Origin of the sequence: Geodermatophilus obscurus (genome assembly GCF_900115395.1) — a bacterium.
GTDB lineage: Bacteria > Actinomycetota > Actinomycetes > Mycobacteriales > Geodermatophilaceae > Geodermatophilus > Geodermatophilus obscurus_B.
On the sequence record NZ_FOWE01000007.1, the window covers coordinates 228,934 to 246,926 of the forward strand.

Genomic DNA, 17,993 nt, shown 5'->3' on the forward strand with positions numbered 1-17,993 from the left:
ACCCCATCCAAGCAAACGGCGGGGCGCCGGCGGGCGGCTACGCGCCGGGCGCGGGGTCGCCGGCGGCCAGCCGCCCGAGCACCGCGCACACCTCGGGCCCGTCGTGCGGGACGCCGGTCTCGGGCAGCCCGTCGAGCGCCACCCCGGCGGCCCGGGCGGCGGTGGCGGTGTCGGCCGCGCCGGCGCTGACGGTGGCCAGCAGCGCGTCGTACCAGGGGTCGAGCCGGTCGCCGGGGTCGTAGCCGCTGACCGCGACCACCTCCGTCTGACCGGTGGCGCCGCTGCGCCGTCCCGACACGGGCAGCCGGCCGGTGACCCGGCCCGCGGTCCCCGGCGCGAGCGTCGACCGCAGCTGCACCGCGACGGCGGCCCGGGGCGGGTGCTCCTCGCGCGAGACGCGGCGGGGTGCGCGGCGCCCGGCCGCGGCGGCCAGTGCGAGGTCGACGGCGTCGACGCGGTGCGCGCGCTCGAGCACCGCCATGTCCAGGGAGAAGCCGGCCGCGACCTCCCCCAGCTCGCCGTCCTCGTCGACGCCGACGGTGACCAGCCCCCGCCAGCCGACCTCGGCCAGCCGCTCGGCACCGGCGGGCACGTCACCGGGGGGCTCGGGGGTCCAGGAGACGCGGGCGATGCCGGCCGCGCGGTCGCGCGCCACCGTCGTCGGGTACCGCAGGCCGTCGTCGGTGACCAGCGCGAGCAGGCCGTGCTCGCTGGCCGGCTCGACGCCGTCACCGCCCAGGCGCTCGAGCACGTCGGCCGGCGGGCCGACCCAGACCAGCCCGGCGGCGGCCACCTCGGCGGCGAGGGCGGCGTTGCCCGCCAGGGCCGGCGGCACCGGCAGGACGGCGCCGGCCCCGCTGCGGCGGGCGGCCTCCACGATCCGGTCGACGGCGAGGTAGGACTCCGTGGCGGGCGCCGGCCCGAGCAGCACCGCGTCGTCGGCCAGCCGCACGTGCCGGGCCGACCGCTCGACCTCGGAGTAGACGGCGACCGCCTTGACGCCGAGCCGGGAGCAGGCCGCGATCACCGCGCACGCGGCAGGCCCCCGTCCCGCCACGAGCACGCTCTCGATCCCGTGCTGGGCCACGCTGCCGGTCCTCCCCGTCCACCGAGCCCGGTCCCCGTCGACCCGGCCTGCCCCATCGTGCCTGCCGCGTACGACACCCGCCGCACCGGCGGGGGCGGTCTCCCCCGCCTGTGGGACCCTGGGGTCAGACCCGGCGGGCGTCTCCCGGGGCGCCGGCACCCGACCACGAGGAGAGGAGGGCAGCGATGTCCAAGCGCGGACGCAAGCGTCGCTCCCGCAAGGGGAACAAGGCCAACCACGGCAAGCGCCCCAACGCCTGAGCAAGGACCCTCTTGCCAGGGCCGACACAGCACGACCCCAGCGCTCGCACGCTCGCGGCGGGCCCCTGCGAGAGGGCCGACACAGCACGACGCCCCGCCCCGGACTCCGGGGACGGGGCGTCGTCGTCTGCGGCTACTCCGACCAGTCGGTGCGGACCACCTCGGTGCGCACCTGCTCGACGCTCACCTGCTCGACGCTCACGTGGGTGCCGTCCTCCTCGAAGGAGACGGTGGTCAGCTGCAGCTTGATCCGGTCGCGCAGGCCCAGCGGCGGCTTGTCACCACCGCAGCGGCGGCGTACCAGCGCCTTGAACTCCTGCTCGATGCCGAACTGCCGCAGGCACGGTGAGCAGTCCTCGAGGTGCTCGGCGATGACGGCGCGGCGGGCGTCGTCGGTCTCGTGGTCGAGGAACTCGAAGACGTGCGACAGGACGTCGTCGCACGAGGCCGGGTGCTCGTGTCCGTCGTTCACGCGCTACCCCTCACCGGTGCCGGCGCGGACGAACCCGCGCTCGCGGGCGTAGTCGGCCAGCAGCTTCTGCAGACCCCGCCGGCCGCGGTGCAGCCGGGACATCACCGTGCCGATGGGCGTGCCCATGATCTCGGCGATCTCCTTGTAGGCGAAGCCCTCGACGTCGGCGAGGTAGACCGCCAGGCGGAAGTCCTCGGGCAGCTGCTGCAGAGCCTCCTTGATGTCGGAGTCCGGCAGGTGGTCCAGCGCCTCGATCTCGGCCGACCGCAGCCCGGTGGAGCTGTGCTCCTCGGCGGCGTAGAGCTGCCAGTCCTGCACCTGGTCGGTGGGGTACTGCTGCGGCTGCCGCTGCTTCTTGCGGTAGCTGTTGATGTAGGTGTTGGTCAGGATCCGGTACAGCCAGGCCTTGAGGTTGGTGCCCTCGGCGAACTGGTGGAACGCGGAGTAGGCCTTGACGAAGGTCTCCTGGACCAGGTCCTCGGCGTCGGCGGGGTTGCGGGTCATCCGCAGCGCGGCCGGGTAGAGCTGGTCGAGGTAGGGCAGCGCGTCCCGCTCGAAGCGGGCGTCGCGCTCGGCGCGGGTCTCGGCGACCTCGGTCCGGCTGCCGCCCTCGCGGGCCTCGGGCACCTCCACGGGAGCCCCCACGACCGGCGTGGTCTCGACGGGCTCGACGGCGGGGTTCCCGCCCGCGGACTCCTCAGCCACCGACCGTCCTCTCTGCGGCGCCCGGACGCGGGCGGCCACCTCGGACGATCCTAGTCGCGCGGCGTCGGGCCGGCCCGGGGGCCGCCGGCGCGGGGCCCGCGTTCGGGCACTGGAGACGGTGCTGCTCACGGTCCGTGCAACGGCGTCCCCCGGCGGGGTCATTCCCCGGCTCCGCTCCCCGGGTCACGGAACTCCGCGGCGTCCGGCGGGTGACGTCGCTACGCTGCCCCGCCGTGGCGGCGACCCCCGCGGTGCGGGCCCTGGAGCGGGCCCGCGTCCAGCACACCCTGCACCCCTACGACCCGGAGCACCCCGGCGACCAGGGCCACGGCGAGGCCGCGGTGGCCGCGCTGGGCGCCGATCCGCGGCAGGTGTTCAAGACGCTCGTCACCCGCGTCGACGGCGCGCTCACCGTCGCGGTCGTGCCGGTGAGCGGGAGCCTCGACCTCAAGGCGCTGGCCGCCGCGGCGGGCGGGCGGAAGGCGGCGATGGCCGACCCCGCCGACGCCGAGCGGACGACCGGCTACGTGCTCGGCGGCATCAGCCCGCTCGGCCAGCGCAAGGCGCTGCCGACCGTGGTCGACGATTCGGCCCTGGGGTTCGCCACGGTGCTGGTGAGCGCCGGCCGCCGCGGACTGCAGGTGGAGCTGCCGCCGACCGAGCTGGTGCGCCTCACCCGTGCGCGCACCGCCCCGATCGGCCGATGAGGTCCACTCCGGTGCCGCGCCCCGGGCTCAGGAGCCGGGGGCGCCGTAGGGGGTGAGCAGCTGGTCGACCGGCGCGGCGTCGTCGGTGAGCACCTGCGCGTCACCGGCGAAGGCGGCCACCTCGTCGGAGGAGGCGACCTGCCAGGTGGAGTCCTGGGCGAGCAGCGCACCGGCGAGGACCGCCTCGTCCAGCGGCCGGGACGATGCGACGGCGACCAGGTTGCCGCCGTCCTCCCCCGCCAGCACCGGCGACCGGGCGAGCAGCAGCACGTGCGGCCACACCTGCCGCATCGTGGCCAGCTCCGCGCGGACGAACCCCAGCGGCGGGTGGTCGATGAGGTTGGCGACGTAGACGCCCTGGTCGGTGAGCGCCCGGTCGACGAGCCGCAGCGCCTCGACGGTGGTCAGCTGCCAGGGCACCGACAGCCCGCCGAAGGCGTCCCCGACGACGAGGTCGCGCTCCCCCGGGGGCTCGGCGGCCAGCCCCACGCGGGCGTCACCCACGCGCACCTCGAGGTCCGCCGACGTCTCCAGGCCCAGCTGCCGCCGGTCGATGTCGACGACGCCGGGGTCGACCTCGAGCACCCGGCTGGTCGTGCCGGGGCGGACCTCCGCGAGGTAGCGCGGCACGGTCACCCCCCCACCGCCCAGGTGCAGCGCCGACAGCGGCTCCCCGGGCGGGGCGAGCACGTCGGTGACCGCCGCGATCGCGCGGACGTACTCGAACTCGAGGTAGGTGGGGTCGGCGAGGTCGACGTAGCTGTGCCGCAGCGTGTCGAGCACCAGCACGCGGCCGGTCTCCCGCTCGGGGTCGGCCACCACGCGGGCGCAGTGGTAGGCGGTCTCCTCCTCGCACGGCGTCGGCGCGACGGCGGCCAGCAGCGACCCGGCGACGGCGAGCAGCAGCAGCGCGGCCGGCAGCCGGCCGGCCGGGCCGGCGGAGCGGCGCAGCAGCACCCAGACGGCGCTGCCCGCGACCACGGTGACCAGGCCGGTGCCGACGAGGATGCCGCTGCTCGGGAAGACCGCGATGAGCAGGAAGCCGGTGACGAACGTGGCCGCGATCGCGCCGAGCGTGCCGATCCCCGACAGCCGCCCGACCACCGCGCCTGTCTCGGCCAGGCTGGACAGCTGGAGCTTCACCACCATGGGCGGCACCGCCGACAGCAGGGCGGCCGGCACCACCACGGCGACGGCGGCCAGCAGCAGCACGCTGCCGGCGTCGGCCCCGGTCAGGAACGACCCGGCGAAGCGCACCAGCGGCAGGACGGCGACCACCAGCGCGCCGCCGGCCACCATCAGCGGCGCGATGAGCTGCCGGGGGTCGTGGCGGTCGGCCGCGGCGCCGCCGGCCCACGCGCCGATCGCGATCGCGGCCAGGGCGAACCCGATGACGGCGGTGTTGGTCTGCAGCGTGATGCCGACGTAGGGCGCGATGAGCCGCAGACCGACGATCTCGAGCACCAGGACCGCCCCGGAGGACAGGAAGGTGACCCCGGAGGCCACCCACCCGGGTAGTGAGGCGGCGGGCGGCGGGCCGGCGGGGACGGCGGACTCGACGGCGGGCGCGCGCTCGCTCAGGGCAGGTCTCCTCAGAAGAGCGCCGGCTGGTCGGCGGGGGCGCTGGGGCCCTCCAGCCGGGTCAGCAGCTCGGCGCCGTTGTTGCGGACGTTGTTGACCGCGGTGCCCACCGGGCGCAGCTCCAGCGCCTCGACCACCTCCGGCGGCGTCGGCTGCGCCAGTGTCTCGACGTCGTCGCGGGCCGGGTCGAGCCAGTCGGCCCAGCGCTCGCGGGGCAGCACCAGCGGCATCCGGTCGTGGACCTCGGCCAGGGCGCCGACCGCCGGGGCGGTGACGACCGTGCAGGTGTAGAGCCGGTCCTCGCCCTTCCCCCACACCTCGTAGAGCCCGGCCATGGCCAGCACCGAGCCGTCGGCGGGGGTGATGAAGAAGGGCTGCTTGCCGGGTGAGTCGAGCTTCTTCTGCCACTCGTACCAGCCGTCGGCCGGCACCAGGCAGCGCCGGGAGCGCGCGGCCGCGCGGAAGGCCGGCTTCTCCGTGAGCGACTCGACCCGGGCGTTGAGCAGCCGGTTGCCCACCGACACGTCCTTGGCCCAGGAGGGCACCAGCCCCCAGCGGACGGCGCGCAGCTCCCGGTGCCCGGCGCCGGTGGGGCTGCCCTCGGGGTCGCGCTCCCGCTTGGTGCGGACCACGTAGACGTCCTTGGTGGGCGCGACGTTGTAGTCGGCCCGGAGCGGCTCCTGGCCCTCGGCCGGCACGGCCTCGAACTCGACCACGAGGTCCTCGGGACGGCGGCTGGCGGCGTAGCGACCACACACGGCTGGTCCTCCCGGCGTTCGTCGGGCCCGGCGGCGGCCCGTCGCTGCCGACTGTAGGGGCGGCCGGTGACGGCGTGACTGGCGCGGGCGGCCACGGGTAGGCCCGGGTGGAGTCGACGACGACCAGAGACGAGGATCACGCCCGTGACCGCGACCCAGAACCCCACGCACGAGCAGCCGAAGACCGCGAGCGAGTCCGCCGAGCGGCGCTACGCGACGGTCAACCCCTTCACCGGCCAGGTCGAGAAGGAGTTCGACTTCACGCCGACCGAGGCCATCGACGGCATCGTCGAGCGCGCCCACGCCGCCTACCAGGAGTGGCGCCTGCGGCCGGTCGAGGAGCGCGCCGCCGTCGTCCGGCGGGCCGCCGAGCTCATGGACGAGCGCCGCGACGACCTCGCCCGGCTCATCACCACCGAGATGGGCAAGCGGCAGGAGGAGGCCACGGGCGAGCTCTACCTCTGCTCGATGATCCTCAAGTACTACGCCGACAACGGCCCGGGCTTCCTCGAGCCCACCCAGATCACGCCGCTGATGGGCAAGGGCGAGGCGGTCATCGAGACGCGGCCGATCGGCGTCCTGCTGGCCATCGAGCCGTGGAACTACCCCTTCTACCAGGTGGTCCGCGTGGCCGGCCCGAACCTGGTGCTGGGCAACACCGTCATCCTCAAGCACGCCGAGATCACCCCGCAGTGCGCGGTGGCCGTCGAGCAGCTGTTCACCGACGCCGGCGCTCCCGAGGGCGTGTTCACCAACACCTTCCTGCGCATCGACGACGTCGAGCAGGTCATCGCCGACCCCCGCATCCAGGGCGTGACCCTCACCGGCAGCGAGCGTGCCGGCAGCGCCGTCGGGGCCCTGGCGGGCAAGTACCTCAAGAAGTCGGTGCTCGAGCTCGGCGGCAGCGACCCGTTCATCGTGCTCGACGCCGAGGACCTCGGCGCCACGGTGAAGGCCGCGACCATGGGTCGGATGCAGAACACCGGCCAGGCCTGCACCGCCTCCAAGCGGCTGATCGTCACCGAGGAGAACTACGAGCCCTTCGTCGAGGGCCTCAAGCAGGCGTTCTCCACCTTCTCCCCCGGCGACCCGTCGGACCCCTCGACGTCGCTGGCGCCGCTGTCGAGCGAGCGGGCGGCGCAGGACCTGCACGCGCAGATCCAGGACGCCGTCGACAAGGGCGCCACCGTCGTCGCCGGCGGGAAGCGGCCCGACCAGCCGGGCGCCTTCGTCGAGGCCACCATCCTCACCGACGTCACCCCGGAGATGCGGGCCTACCGCGAGGAGCTGTTCGGCCCCGCGGCCGTCGTCTACAAGGTCAAGGACGCCGACGAGGCGGTCGCGCTGGCCAACGACAGCGACTTCGGCCTCGGCGCCACCGTCATGAGCAGCGACCTCGACCGCGCGCGGGCGGTGGCCGACCGGCTCGAGGCCGGGATGGTGTGGATCAACCAGCCCACCGGCTCCTCCCCCGAGCTGCCCTTCGGCGGCATCAAGCGCTCGGGCTACGGCCGCGAGCTCTCGGAGCTGGCGATGTTCGAGTTCGCCAACCGGCGGCTGGTGCGCACCGTCCCGGTGAAGAAGGCCGACCGCCCGGTCGGCGGCTGACGAAGGACCCCGCCGCCCCCCGCCACTCGCACGCTCGTGGCGGGGCCCTGCGGCGGGGCCTCTCCAGCACGTCACCCGTCCGGAGCGGGCAGGATGGGCTGCGCGGGCGAGCTCGCGAGCTCGCCCGAGGACAGAGCAGCCGCGCTCACGTGACCGACGAGCGCCAGCGAGGAGGTCACGTGAGCCAGGTCTGGACGACGCCGCACCGCACCGCCCCCGTAGACGCCGTCGTCCCGCTGCCCGGCTCGAAGTCGATCACCGCGCGGGCGCTGGTGCTGGCCGCGCTGGCCGACGGTCCCGGCCGCGTCGTGCGTCCGCTGCGGGCGCGCGACACCGACCTCATGGCCGCCGGGCTGCGGGCGCTCGGCGTGCGGATCGACGAGGACGGTGACGACTGGCTGGTCACCCCCGGCGAGCTGCGCGGTCCGGCCGAGGTCGACGCCGGGCTGGCCGGCACGGTGCTGCGGTTCCTGCCGCCGGTCGCCGCGCTGGCCACCGGCCCGGTGCGGGTCGACGGCGACCCGCGGCTGCGCGAGCGCCCCAACGCCGGGCTGGTCGCCGCGCTGCGCGACCTCGGGGTCGAGGTCGACGACGGCGGCCGCGGCCGGGCGCCGTTCACCGTGCACGGCACCGGGGCGGTCCGCGGCGGCGCGGTCACCGTCGACGCGAGCGAGTCCTCGCAGATCGTCTCCGGGATCCTGCTGGCCGCCGCCCGGTTCGGCGACGGCGTCGACCTGGCCCTCGCCGGCGGCGTGCCCTCGATGCCGCACGTGGAGATGACCGTCGCCGCGCTGCGCGAGCACGGCGTGCGGGTCGAGGCCACCGACCGCGGCTGGCGGGTCGCCCCCGGGCCGGTCGCGGCGCGCGACCGCGTCGTCGAGCCCGACCTGTCCAACGCCGCGCCGTTCCTCGCCGCGGCGCTGGTCACCGGCGGCCGGGTCACCGTGCCCGACTGGCCGGCGGAGACCACCCAGCCCGGAGCGCAGCTGGACCGGCTCCTGTCGGGGATGGGCGCCGAGGTCGAGCACACCCCCGACGGGCTGCGGGTCACCGGCACCGGCCGGATCGCCCCCCTGGTGGCCGACCTCGGCGACGTCGGCGAGCTGACCCCGGTGCTCGCGGCGCTGTGCGCGCTGGCCGACGGCCCGTCCCGGCTCACCGGCATCGGTCACCTGCGCGGGCACGAGACCGACCGGCTGCAGGCCCTCGACGAGGTGCTCACCGCCGTCGGGGCCCGCGTCGAGCAGCTGCCCGACGGGCTGGTGGTCACGCCCGGCCCGGGCCGGGCGGCACTGGTCGACTCCTACGCCGACCACCGCATGGTGCACGCCGCCGCCGTCCTCGGCCTGGCCGTCGACGGCGTGCGGGTGTCCGGGCCGGAGGCGGTGACCAAGACGCTGCCGGACTTCCGCGAGCGCTGGGCGGGCATGCTCGGCGCCACCGCCGGGGTGGGCTCCTGAGCCCCCGGCGGCTGGACAGCCGGTCGGACGAGGACGACGTCCGGACGCGGCCCAGCCGGCGCGGCTCCCGCCCGCGCACCCGCACGCGCCCGGTGCACAGCGACGCCGTCCCGGGTCTCGTGGTCGCCGTCGACCGCGGGCGGATGACCGTGCGGGTCGAGGGGCCGGGCGGCGCGCCGGTGGAGGTCACGGCGATGCGCGCCCGCGAGCTCGGCCGGCACGGCGTCGTCGTCGGGGACCAGGTGCGCCTGGTCGGCGACACCACCGGCCGGCCCGACACGCTGGCCCGGATCGTCGTCATCGAGGAGCGGACGACGTCGCTGCGGCGCACCGCCGACGACACCGACCCCACCGAACGGGTGGTGGTCGCCAACGCCGAGCTGCTCGTCGTCGTCACCTCGGTGACCGACCCCGAGCCGGCGCTGGGCTTCCTCGACCGCTGCCTGGTCGCGGCCTTCGCCGGTGGCCTGCAGCCACTGTTCTGCCTCACCAAGACCGACCTGGCCAGCCCGCAGCCGCTGCTGGACCGCTACGCCGGGCTCGACGTCGACGCGGTGCCGATGTCGCGGGAGGCGGCGCTGGAGCCGCTGCTCGAGCGCATCGGGGGGCGCACCAGCGTCTTCGTGGGGCAGTCCGGCGTGGGCAAGTCGACGCTGGTCAACCGGCTGGTGCCCGAGGCCGACCGGGCCACCGGCGACGTCAACAAGATCGGCAAGGGGCGGCACACCTCGTCGTCGGCGGTGCTGTTCGACCTGCCCGGCGGCGGCACCGTCATCGACACCCCGGGCATCCGCTCGCTGGGGCTCGCGCACGTCACCGCCGACGACGTCGTCGCCGCATTCGACGACCTGGCCGAGGCCGCCGCCGACTGCCCGCCCGGGTGCGGGCACTCCGCCGACGACCCCGACTGCGCGCTCGACGCGTGGGCCGCGAGCGGGCCGTCGAACCGCGCGGAGCGGCTGGCCAGCGTGCGGCGGCTGCTCGGCGCCGTCGGCCAGACCGCCCCCGGCCACTAGGGGAAGGACCCTCCTGCCCCCCCACCGCTCGCAGGCTCGCGGCGGGACCCTGCAGGCAGGCCGACGATCGAGACGGAAGAGGTTCTCCATGGAGCAGCAGGTCCACTTCCTGACCCTGGCGACCGCGGACCTCGACGCGGCCCGGCGCTTCTACGTCGACGGCCTCGGCTGGACGCCACTGCTCGACGTCCCCGGCGAGATCGTCTTCTTCCAGGTGGCGCCGGGCACGGTGCTGGCGTTCTTCGAGGCGGGCAGCTTCGCCCGCGACCTCGGCACCGGCCCCGCGCGGCCGGAGGTGTCGGGCGTGACGCTCGCGCACGACGTGGCCGACCGGGACGCCGTCACCGCGCTCACCGGCCGGATGGCCGCGGCCGGCGGCACGGTGCTCACCGCGCCGGAGGAGGGCGCGTTCGGCGGCGTCTTCCACGCGCTGGTGCGCGACCCGAACGGCGTCGTCTGGGAGGTCGCGCACAACCCCGGCTGGTCGGTCGGCCCCGACGGGACCGTGCGGCTGTCCTAGCCGCGGACCGCGCCCTGGCGGCGGGCGCGGCGGAACAGGTCGTCGCCCATCGGCTCGTCGACCGCCTCGATGCGCAGGTCGTGGGTGTCGCCGGCGAAGGTGCCGTCGAGCGCCTCGGCCCACACGCAGACGCCGGTCGCCGCGTCGAGGCGGACCAGGTGCGCGGTCGGGTACACGGCGTCGGGGAAGGAGCCGGGGCCCCACTCCAGGTCGTCGATCCGCCGACTGCGCAGCAGCGGGCAGCAGGCGCACCGCGGCTCGTACCGGTCGGTGGGCACGACCAGCGCCTCCCAGGACGGCCGGCCCGCGTGCTCGACCTCCCGGACCGAGTCGACCTCCAGCGGATCGCCCCCCGGCTCCCCGGTGTCCGGGTCGAGCCCGTCGGCGAGCTCGGCCGGCCGCAGCTCCGCGACCCACCGGTAGTCCTGCCACATCGGGTCGTGGTCCGCGCCGGTCTCCCGGACGACGTGCGGCCGGCCGGCGGCGTCCACCACCCGCAGCAGGTCGGGCCGGCGCAGCCACGCGCGGACCGGCCCGGACCACGACCACCCGGCGCGCCGGCGCTCGGTGAACCGCAGCGTCGTCCAGCGCTGCGGCGAGGACCGGGCGAGCGCGCGGAGGTCGTCGGCGTCGGGCACCCCCGCAGTGTGGGCCGGGCCCGGTCCCCTGTCTCCCGGGTAGTCGTGCTCTGCCCACACACGCACGCAGAGCTCGAGGGGAGCAGGGCGGACGTGGTCCCGCGGACGCTCGTGCTCTGCACACAGCTGCAGGCAGAGCACGACCGAGCGCGGGAGCACCCGGTCGGTCACCTCCCGTCGACGTCGACCCAGCCGCCGGTCCGCCAGTACAGCCCGGCCTCGCGGGAGAGCAACCCCTCGTCGACCAGGTACCGGCGCAGCGCCGCGGTGTCGGGGTGCCAGACGGCCAGCAGCGCGTTGACCTCCCGCTCGGGGTAGCGCACTCCGACGTCGAAGACCCGCACCACGTGCTCCAGCACCACCCGCCGCTTGCCCCGCTGGGCGGGGACGGTGGTCAGCCGCCCGTCGCGGATGAAGGCGGCCAGGACGGCGGACTCGGTGGGGTCGTCCGACAGCGGCTCGGGTGCCGGCGCCGACTCCGCGGCAGCCCGCGCGGCGGCGCGGAACCGCTCGGTCAGCAGCTCGAGGGTGTGCCCGTCACGGCGCACCAGGCCCGCACGCGCCAGCCGGCGGGCGGCCAGCGCGACGTCCTTGAGCGGCAGCCCGGCCGCGGCGGCGACCTCCTCGATCGTCCCGGCTCCCAGGGCGAGCGCGGACACCACCTTCAGCCGGGTGGGGTCGGCCAGCAGCCCCACGATCGTCGCCGCGTGCACGCCAGCGACGGTATCCGCGCATCGACGCACGTGGGCGGGGGTAGGCGGAGGCGCATGGTGAGCCCCATCGACATCCAGAAGGCACTCAAGGGCATGGACTACCCGGCCAGCAAGGAGCAGATCCTCGAGCACGCCAAGGGCAGCGACGAGGAGGTGCTCGACGCGCTCGGGAAGATCGACGACCGGGAGTACGAGGGCCCCAGCGGCGTGAGTGCCGCCGTCTTCGACTGACGCCCGGCTAGGTTCGGTGCCCATGACACCGGGCCGGGACTTCACGGGGGACATGCACCTCGCGCACGTGCTCGCCGACCAGGCGGACTCGATCAGCATGGAGCGCTTCCGGGCCCTCGACCTGCAGGTCGAGACCAAGCCCGACCTGACGCCGGTCACCGACGCCGACCGCGCGGTCGAGGAGCAGCTGCGGATCACCCTCTCCCGGGCCCGCACGCGCGACGCGGTGCTCGGCGAGGAGTTCGGCGTGACCGGGCACGGCCCGCGGCGCTGGGTGCTCGACCCCATCGACGGGACGAAGAACTTCGTCCGCGGCGTGCCCGTCTGGGCGACGCTCATCGCGCTGTTCGACGGCGACGAGGCGGTCGTCGGGCTGGTCTCCGCGCCGGCGCTCAACCGCCGCTGGTGGGCCGCCAAGGACGTCGGCGCGTGGACCGGCCGGCGCCTGGAGTCGGCCACCCGCTGCCGCGTGTCGGGGGTCTCCGACCTGGGCGACGCGAGCCTGTCCTACTCCAGCCTGTCGGGGTGGGAGGAGCGCGGCCTGCTCGACGGCTTCCTCGACCTCACCCGCGCGGCCTGGCGGACCCGCGCCTACGGCGACTTCTGGAGCTACGTGCTGCTGGCCGAGGGCGCGGTCGACGTCGCCTGCGAGCCGGAGGTGTCGCTGTGGGACCTCGCCGCCCTCGACGTCATCGTGCGCGAGGCCGGCGGCCGGTTCACCGACCTCACCGGCGCGCCCGGGCCGGCGGGGGGCAGCGCGCTGGCCACCAACGGACTGGTGCACGACGCCGCGCTGGCGCACCTGCGCCTGCCCGACCCGGCCTGAGGGGCGTCCCTCCCCCCACCGCGGGGAGGGACGCCCCCGCCTCATGCCGCGGGAGTGGTCCCGCCGCCGCTGCCCGTGCCGCGCCCGCCGGAGAACCGGCGGCGGGCGTCGTCGATCCGCGCCTTGGTCTTCGGGTCCTTGGCCATCCGCTGGGCCTTGGCCGACACCTGCCGCAGGGCCTGCTGGCCCTTGGGGCTGCGGGCGAACTGGGCCACCTTGTCGAACACCGACGCCATGTCGGGTGCCTCCTCTCGCCGGGGCCCGGGAGCGGGCCCTCACCGGGATCAACGGTCGCCGTGCGGGCGCCGTTCCACGTGCCCGTCAGCCCCCCGGCAGCACCGGCGGTGAGGGCGCCCGTTCCGGCTGCACCGGCCGGCCGACGCCCTGCCCGGCCAGCACGGCCGCGCCGACGGCGGACGCGCTGCGCAGCGCCAGGTACGTCACCGGCCGGTCCAGGAGGTCGGCGAGCAGCTGCCGGACCAACGGCACCCGCCCGCCGCCGCCGGTGAGGACGACCGGCTCCCGCGGCGCCCCGCCGAGCAGCCCGACGGCGGTGGCCACGGCCGAGAGCACGCCCTCCACGGCGGCGCGGGCCAGGTCGGCGCGGGTGGTGGCGGCCGACAGCCCGGTCCAGGCGGCGCGGTCGTCGGGACCGGCGACCCCGCCGCGCTCGCCGGTGAGGAAGGGACGGAACACCGCTCCCCCGGCGCCGGGCTGCGCCGTCGCGGCGAGGTCGAACAGGTCGGCGGGGGTCAGGCCGAGCACCCCGGCGGCCCACGTCCACGCCGAGCCGCCGTTCTGCAGGGCGGCCATGGCGTACCAGCCGTCGCCGGTGTCGGCGTAGCAGTGCACGACCGGGTCCTCGGCCGGCGCGGGCGTCCACGCCGGGCGCAGCACCTGTGCCCCGGTGCCGAGGTTGACCTGCAGCGCCCCGCCGGTGCCGGCGGCGAGCACCGCCAGCGGGGTGTCCGCGCCGCCGACGACGACCGGCACCTCGGCGCCGCCCAGCACGGCGGTGCCCGCCACCTCCGCCGAGGGCCGCACCGCGGGCAGCAGGCCGGCCGGCACGCCGGCGGCGGCGCGGGCGGCCTCCGACCAGCCGTCGGCGAGGACGTCCCAGAGCAGGGTCGCCGAGGCGTCGCTGCGGTCGGTGACCCGCGGGTCGGCGCCCGGCAGCAGGGTCGCCCGCAGCGCGTCCTTGGGCAGCAGGACGGCGGCCGCGCGCGCCACGAGCTCCGGCCGGTGGACGGCCAGCCAGGCGAGCACCGGCCCGGTCATCCCGGGCACCAGCGGGTTGGCCAGCGCCGCGCGGTCGGCCGCCGGCAGCGCGCGCCACCGCGCAACCTCGGCGGCGGCACGCCGGTCGGGCCACAGCACCGCGGGCGCCAGCGCGGCCCCGGCGTCGTCGACCAGGACGGTGCCGTGCATCTGACCGGACAGGCCGAGCCCCGCCACCGGCCGGCCGCCCAGCGCGGGCAGCACCCGGGCGAGCGCGTCGTCCAGCGCCGCCCGCCAGGTGCCGACGGCGCACTCGGCCCAGCCGTCCCGCGGGCGCTCGACCGCGTAGCCGGCCTCGGACTCGGCGACGACCCGGCCGTCGTCGCCCAGCGCGACGAGCTTGAGGCCACTGGTGCCGAGGTCGGCACCGAGCAGGACCGCGGACACCGTCAGCGCCCGTGCGGCGAGCCGGGCCGGCCGTTGCGGTCGGCGAGCAGCCCGGCCAGCGTGCTGAGGGCGATCTCCGCCGGGGCCCGCGAGCCGATGTCCAGGCCGATCGGGCGGTGCACCCGGGCCACCTCCTCCGGCGGGACGCCGAGGGCGGCCAGCGCCGCCACGTGCGGGCCCTCGTGCCGGGGGTTGCCCATGACCCCCACCCAGCGCACCGGCCGGGCCAGCGCGTCGCGCACCACCTCGCCGAGCTCGGGCCGGTGGTGGTCGGTCACCACGACGTCGGCGTCGGAGAGGTCCTCCCCGAGGTCGGCCACGGAGGTGGCGTCGGCGCCGCGGGCGGGGTCGGGGTCGACCAGCACGGTGCGGAAGCCGAGCTCCGGCGCCCACCGCAGCAGGACGCCGGCCACCGGTGAGTCGAACACCGCCACGAGCACCCGGTCGGTCACGGCTCCCCCAGGAACCCGGTGAGCGCCGCGGCGAAGGCCGGCGCCCGGAGCGCGGTCGAGTGGTCACCGGGGACGACGGTCACCCGGGCACCCGGGATGGCCGCGGCCAGCACCTCCGGGCGCACCGCCAGCGGGTCGGCGTCACCGGCGAGGACGAGCGCGGGCGCGGTGACGGCGGCCAGGTCGGGGTCCCGGTCGTGCACCGCGCGGGCGTGGGCCGCCAGCGCGCGCCGGTCGGCACCGAGGGCGTCGGCCATGCGGCGGAACAGCACGACGGCGGGGTCCCGCACCTCGGTGACGTCGGCCGCCTCGAGCGCGGCGGCCAGTCGCTCCATCAGGGCGGCGTGGCGCTCGGCACCGCCGCGCTCCACGAAGGCGGCGCCGACGCCCCCGACCACGAGCCGGCGCACCCTCCGGTCGGCGGCGGCGACCAGCATCGCGACCGTCGCGCCCATCGAGTAGCCGGCCAGGTCGAACGAGTCGTGGCCGAGGGCGTCGGCCACCCGCCGCAGGTCGTCGGCCATCCGGCGCTCGCCGTAGGCGGCCGGGTCGTGCGGCTTGTCCGACCTGCCGTGCCCGCGGGCGTCGACCCCGACGACCTCCCGCCCGGCCGCCAGCAGCACCCCGACCGTCCCCGTGCCGACCCAGTTGAGCCGGGTGTCGGCGACGAAGCCGTGCTGCAGGTACACCGGCGGCAGCGCACCGGGCACCCCCCACCGGCGGACGGCGACCGAGACGCCGTCGGCACCGGGCACCCGCAGGGGCGCCAGGACAGCGGTCACGCCGCCCGCTCCGGGCTGTCGCCGTAGGCGTAGGAGGAGTCGGCGTACCGCCCGCCCTGCGCCACCCCGGGCGGCGCGATCTCGCCGAGCCGCCGCAGGTCCTCCGCGGACAGCTCGACCGCGACCGCGCCCACGTTCTCCTCCAGGTAGGACCGCCGCTTGGTGCCCGGGATCGGCACGACGTCCCCGCCCTGGGCGAGCACCCAGGCGAGTGCGAGCTGACCGGCGGTGCATCCCCGCTCCCCGGCCATGGCGCGGACGGCGTCGACCAGCCGTAGGTTCGCCGCGAACGCCTCGCCGGTGAAGCGGGGGTGGGTGCGCCGCCAGTCGTCCTCGGCGAAGTCCTCGGGGCCGCGGATGGCGCCGGTGAGGAAGCCACGGCCCAGCGGGCTGAACGGCACGACGCCGATCCCGTGCTCGCGGGCGACGCCGAGCACCTCACCCTCCAGGTCGCGCGTCCACAGCGACCACTCGCTCTGCAGCGCGGCGATCGGGTGCACGGCCACGGCCCGGCGGACCGAGGCCGCCGAGGCCTCCGACAGCCCGAGGTGGCGGACCTTCCCCTGCTGGACGAGCTCGGCCATGGCGCCCACGGTGTCCTCGATCGGCACCCGCGGGTCGACCCGGTGCTGGTAGTAGAGGTCGATGACGTCGACGCCGAGCCGGCGCAGGCTCGCCTCGGCGCAGGCCCGCACGTTCTCCGGCCGCCCGTCGATGTCCATGCCCCCGTGGTCGTTGCGCCGCAGGGAGAACTTGGTGGCCAGCTGCACCTCGCCGCGCCGGCCGCGGATCGCATCGCCGACCAGCTCCTCGTTGTGCCCGTCGCCGTAGACGTCGGAGGTGTCGAGGAACGTGACGCCGAGGTCGAGCGCCCGGTGCAGCGTCGCCACCGACTCGTCGCGGTCGGCGGCGCCGTACATCTGGCTCATCCCCATGCAGCCCAGGCCGAGCGCCGAGACGGTCAGCCCGTCCCGGCCGAGCGTGCGGGTGCCGACGGGCGGGGACGCGGAGGTCATGTGCGCATCCTCGTCCCGGCGCGGCCGTGCCCGCCACAGGCGGTTGCCGGGCCGGGAGGCCGGGTAGCCGCCCCGGGCACCGACTCCCCGGGAGGACCCGTGAGCTCTCGTCCCGCGCGCCGCCGCACGGCCCGCCTGCTCGGCCTGGCCAGCCTCGGTCTGGGCACCACGATGCTCGTCTCCCCCCAGGGCGTCGCCCGGTTCGCCGGGGTCGACGACTCTCCCGTCGCGCTGCCGGTGGTCACCGCCGTCGGTGCCCGCGAGCTCGCGCACGCCGCCGGACTGCTCGCCGGCCGGCCGGGCTGGGCCTGGACCCGGGTCCTCGGCGACGCCGTCGACCTGACCGCCCTGGGCGTCGCGCTGGGCAACCGCAGCGGCCAGCGGCACGAGCGCCTGCAGGCCGTGATCGTGGGCGCCTCCGTCCTCGCGCTGCTGGACGTGCTCACGGCACTGGCGTCCCGGCGCGCCCGCCGGACCGCGCCGGACCTCTCGCCCGTGACCCGGCCGACGACGGGCCTGGTGGCGCCGCTGGTCGACGTCCGGTCCGCCCTGGCGGGGCAGCCGCGGAAGCCGGTCCCGCCGCGACAGCCGGCCGACTCCCCGCAGCCGGCGGAGCCGGCGCCGGCGCAGTCGCAGCGGCCGGCGGCGCCGGGGGCCTGAGAGCCGGGGCGCTCAGCCCCGCGCCAGGCCGTCGATCCGGGCCACCTCATCGCCGGTCAGGGAGAAGGAGCCGATCTCCCGGTTGGCCCGGATCCGCTCCGGCGTGGCCGACTTGGGGATGACGACGACCCCGTGCTCGACGTGCCAGCGCAGCACCACCTGGGCCGGGGTGACGCCGTGCGCGCCGGCGACCTCGCGCAGCACCGGGTCGCCCAGGTCGGTGTTCTTGAACGGGCTGTAGCCCTCGAGGACGACGCTGCGCTCCCGGTGCCCGGACTCCACGGCGGCGTCGTACCGCGCCGGCGCCCAGCTGACCTGGTTGACCTGCGGCGTCACACCGGTCGCGCGGGTGAGCCGGTCGACCTGGTCGAGGGAGTAGTTGCTCACCCCGATCGCCCGGGCCCGCCCGGCCTCGCGGGCGGCGACGAACCGCTCCCACAGGCCCTCCCCCGCCCCTCCGGGCGGCCAGTGCACCAGCCACAGGTCGACGGCGTCGAGGCCGAGCGCGTCCAGCGACGCGGACAGGGTCCGCTCGGCGCGGCCGGCCTCGCGGGGCGGCAGCTTGGTGGTCACGAAGACCTCGTCGCGGTCGATCCCGGAGTCGCGCAGCGCGCGGCCGACCTCGGCCTCGTTGCGGTACATCGTCGCGGTGTCCAGGTGCCGGTAGCCGGCGTCCAGTGCGGTCCGGACGGCGTCGTAGCAGGTCGCGCCGGTCATCTGCCAGGTGCCGAACCCGAGCAGCGGCATGGCGCCGCCCCCGTCGAGCGCGGCCGCGGGGAGGGCTCCGGGTACGGCGTCGGTCATGCCGCTGCCCTGCCCGCGCCCGGCGGGGCCGA

General features: G+C 76.6%; 22 protein-coding genes. 9 read left to right on the forward strand and 13 right to left on the reverse strand.

Annotated elements, in window-relative coordinates:
• Positions 1-37: 37 nt before the first annotated feature.
• A complete protein-coding gene (locus BM165_RS15500) occupies positions 38-1,087 on the reverse strand; it encodes a biotin carboxylase N-terminal domain-containing protein (protein ID WP_075014443.1) in 1,050 nt (349 codons plus the stop codon).
• 185 nt (positions 1,088-1,272) lie between these two features.
• Between BM165_RS15500 and BM165_RS26305 the strand changes: the two genes are divergently transcribed.
• On the forward strand, positions 1,273-1,347 hold the full coding sequence (locus tag BM165_RS26305; protein ID WP_014377707.1) for a 50S ribosomal protein bL37: 75 nt from the start codon (positions 1,273-1,275) through the stop codon (positions 1,345-1,347).
• 133 nt (positions 1,348-1,480) lie between these two features.
• On the opposite strand, the gene rsrA is transcribed toward BM165_RS26305, so the two are convergent.
• The gene (gene rsrA / locus BM165_RS15505) at positions 1,481-1,819 is read right to left on the reverse strand and encodes a mycothiol system anti-sigma-R factor (protein WP_075014444.1); all 339 of its coding nucleotides are present in this window, start codon (positions 1,817-1,819) and stop codon (positions 1,481-1,483) included.
• A 3-nt stretch (positions 1,820-1,822) separates the two neighbouring features.
• A complete protein-coding gene (locus tag BM165_RS15510; RefSeq protein ID WP_075014445.1) occupies positions 1,823-2,524 on the reverse strand; it encodes a sigma-70 family RNA polymerase sigma factor in 702 nt (233 codons plus the stop codon).
• A gap of 233 nt (positions 2,525-2,757) precedes the next feature.
• Here BM165_RS15510 and ybaK point away from each other — a divergent pair, with 233 nt between their 5' ends.
• The gene (ybaK, locus tag BM165_RS15515) at positions 2,758-3,231 is read left to right on the forward strand and encodes a Cys-tRNA(Pro) deacylase (protein ID WP_075014446.1); all 474 of its coding nucleotides are present in this window, start codon (positions 2,758-2,760) and stop codon (positions 3,229-3,231) included.
• Positions 3,232-3,258: 27 nt separating this feature from the next.
• On the opposite strand, the gene BM165_RS15520 is transcribed toward ybaK, so the two are convergent.
• Both BM165_RS15520 and BM165_RS15525 read right to left on the reverse strand, forming a co-directional pair.
• Positions 3,259-4,737, reverse strand: a complete 1,479-nt coding sequence (locus BM165_RS15520) for a fused MFS/spermidine synthase (RefSeq protein ID WP_244274256.1) — start codon at positions 4,735-4,737, stop codon at positions 3,259-3,261.
• A gap of 86 nt (positions 4,738-4,823) precedes the next feature.
• Positions 4,824-5,570, reverse strand: a complete 747-nt coding sequence (locus BM165_RS15525; protein ID WP_075014447.1) for an SOS response-associated peptidase — start codon at positions 5,568-5,570, stop codon at positions 4,824-4,826.
• Positions 5,571-5,714: 144 nt separating this feature from the next.
• On the opposite strand from BM165_RS15525, the gene BM165_RS15530 reads away from it, so the two are divergent.
• The 4 genes from BM165_RS15530 (at position 5,715) to BM165_RS15545 (ending at position 10,174) form a co-directional block, all read left to right on the forward strand.
• On the forward strand, positions 5,715-7,178 hold the full coding sequence (locus BM165_RS15530) for an NAD-dependent succinate-semialdehyde dehydrogenase (protein WP_075014448.1): 1,464 nt from the start codon (positions 5,715-5,717) through the stop codon (positions 7,176-7,178).
• A 179-nt stretch (positions 7,179-7,357) separates the two neighbouring features.
• Positions 7,358-8,638 carry a 3-phosphoshikimate 1-carboxyvinyltransferase gene (gene aroA / locus BM165_RS15535; RefSeq protein ID WP_075014449.1) on the forward strand — a complete coding sequence of 427 codons (1,281 nt, stop codon included), beginning with the start codon at positions 7,358-7,360 and terminating at the stop codon, positions 8,636-8,638.
• Positions 8,639-8,730: 92 nt separating this feature from the next.
• A complete protein-coding gene (rsgA, locus tag BM165_RS15540; protein WP_244274257.1) occupies positions 8,731-9,654 on the forward strand; it encodes a ribosome small subunit-dependent GTPase A in 924 nt (307 codons plus the stop codon).
• Positions 9,655-9,742: 88 nt separating this feature from the next.
• Positions 9,743-10,174 carry a VOC family protein gene (locus BM165_RS15545; RefSeq protein ID WP_075014450.1) on the forward strand — a complete coding sequence of 144 codons (432 nt, stop codon included), beginning with the start codon at positions 9,743-9,745 and terminating at the stop codon, positions 10,172-10,174.
• On the opposite strand, the gene BM165_RS15550 is transcribed toward BM165_RS15545, so the two are convergent.
• Positions 10,171-10,812 carry a hypothetical protein gene (locus BM165_RS15550; protein WP_075014451.1) on the reverse strand — a complete coding sequence of 214 codons (642 nt, stop codon included), beginning with the start codon at positions 10,810-10,812 and terminating at the stop codon, positions 10,171-10,173. The two genes, BM165_RS15545 and BM165_RS15550, sit on opposite strands and share 4 nt — an antisense overlap.
• Before the next feature lie 167 nt (positions 10,813-10,979).
• The gene (locus BM165_RS15555; RefSeq protein ID WP_075014452.1) at positions 10,980-11,525 is read right to left on the reverse strand and encodes a DUF2087 domain-containing protein; all 546 of its coding nucleotides are present in this window, start codon (positions 11,523-11,525) and stop codon (positions 10,980-10,982) included.
• A 54-nt stretch (positions 11,526-11,579) separates the two neighbouring features.
• Here BM165_RS15555 and BM165_RS15560 point away from each other — a divergent pair, with 54 nt between their 5' ends.
• Positions 11,580-11,756, forward strand: coding sequence for a DUF2795 domain-containing protein (locus BM165_RS15560; protein ID WP_083427391.1), 177 nt, complete (start codon positions 11,580-11,582; stop codon positions 11,754-11,756).
• Between the two features lie 22 nt (positions 11,757-11,778).
• Complete coding sequence (gene hisN / locus BM165_RS15565; protein ID WP_075014454.1) at positions 11,779-12,582, forward strand: histidinol-phosphatase; 804 nt, start codon at positions 11,779-11,781, stop codon at positions 12,580-12,582.
• A gap of 41 nt (positions 12,583-12,623) precedes the next feature.
• Here the strand turns inward: hisN and BM165_RS15570 are convergent, their stop codons facing one another.
• The 5 genes from BM165_RS15570 to BM165_RS15590 all read right to left on the reverse strand — a co-directional run bounded on the left by BM165_RS15570 (position 12,624) and on the right by BM165_RS15590 (position 16,497).
• Complete coding sequence (locus BM165_RS15570) at positions 12,624-12,818, reverse strand: hypothetical protein (RefSeq protein ID WP_075014455.1); 195 nt, start codon at positions 12,816-12,818, stop codon at positions 12,624-12,626.
• An 85-nt stretch (positions 12,819-12,903) separates the two neighbouring features.
• Positions 12,904-14,247: an FGGY family carbohydrate kinase gene (locus BM165_RS15575; RefSeq protein WP_075014456.1), complete on the reverse strand. Its 1,344-nt coding sequence runs from the start codon at positions 14,245-14,247 to the stop codon at positions 12,904-12,906.
• Positions 14,248-14,249: 2 nt separating this feature from the next.
• A complete protein-coding gene (locus tag BM165_RS15580; RefSeq protein WP_075014457.1) occupies positions 14,250-14,699 on the reverse strand; it encodes an XdhC family protein in 450 nt (149 codons plus the stop codon).
• A complete protein-coding gene (locus BM165_RS15585) occupies positions 14,696-15,481 on the reverse strand; it encodes an alpha/beta fold hydrolase (protein WP_143108182.1) in 786 nt (261 codons plus the stop codon). Before BM165_RS15585 ends, BM165_RS15580 begins: the two co-directional genes overlap by 4 nt.
• Entirely contained in the window at positions 15,478-16,497 is a 1,020-nt protein-coding gene (locus BM165_RS15590) for an aldo/keto reductase (RefSeq protein WP_075014458.1), read from the reverse strand. Before BM165_RS15590 ends, BM165_RS15585 begins: the two co-directional genes overlap by 4 nt.
• A gap of 99 nt (positions 16,498-16,596) precedes the next feature.
• Between BM165_RS15590 and BM165_RS15595 the strand changes: the two genes are divergently transcribed.
• Positions 16,597-17,157, forward strand: a complete 561-nt coding sequence (locus BM165_RS15595) for a hypothetical protein (RefSeq protein WP_075014459.1) — start codon at positions 16,597-16,599, stop codon at positions 17,155-17,157.
• A gap of 12 nt (positions 17,158-17,169) precedes the next feature.
• On the opposite strand, the gene BM165_RS15600 is transcribed toward BM165_RS15595, so the two are convergent.
• Positions 17,170-17,961, reverse strand: coding sequence for an aldo/keto reductase (locus BM165_RS15600; protein WP_244274258.1), 792 nt, complete (start codon positions 17,959-17,961; stop codon positions 17,170-17,172).
• Between the last annotated feature and the right edge of the window lie 32 nt (positions 17,962-17,993).

Bases quoted from the DNA above. Each gene is read 5' to 3' on its own strand.
- BM165_RS15545 (WP_075014450.1), top strand. From the start codon at position 9,743: ATGGAGCAGCAGGTCCACTTCCTGACCCTGGCGACCGCGGACCTCGAC.
- BM165_RS15560 (WP_083427391.1), top strand. From the start codon at position 11,580: ATGGTGAGCCCCATCGACATCCAGAAGGCACTCAAGGGCATGGACTAC.
- hisN (WP_075014454.1), top strand. From the start codon at position 11,779: ATGACACCGGGCCGGGACTTCACGGGGGACATGCACCTCGCGCACGTG.
- BM165_RS15570 (WP_075014455.1), bottom strand. From the start codon at position 12,818: ATGGCGTCGGTGTTCGACAAGGTGGCCCAGTTCGCCCGCAGCCCCAAG.
- BM165_RS15590 (WP_075014458.1), bottom strand. From the start codon at position 16,497: ATGACCTCCGCGTCCCCGCCCGTCGGCACCCGCACGCTCGGCCGGGAC.
- BM165_RS15600 (WP_244274258.1), bottom strand. From the start codon at position 17,961: ATGACCGACGCCGTACCCGGAGCCCTCCCCGCGGCCGCGCTCGACGGG.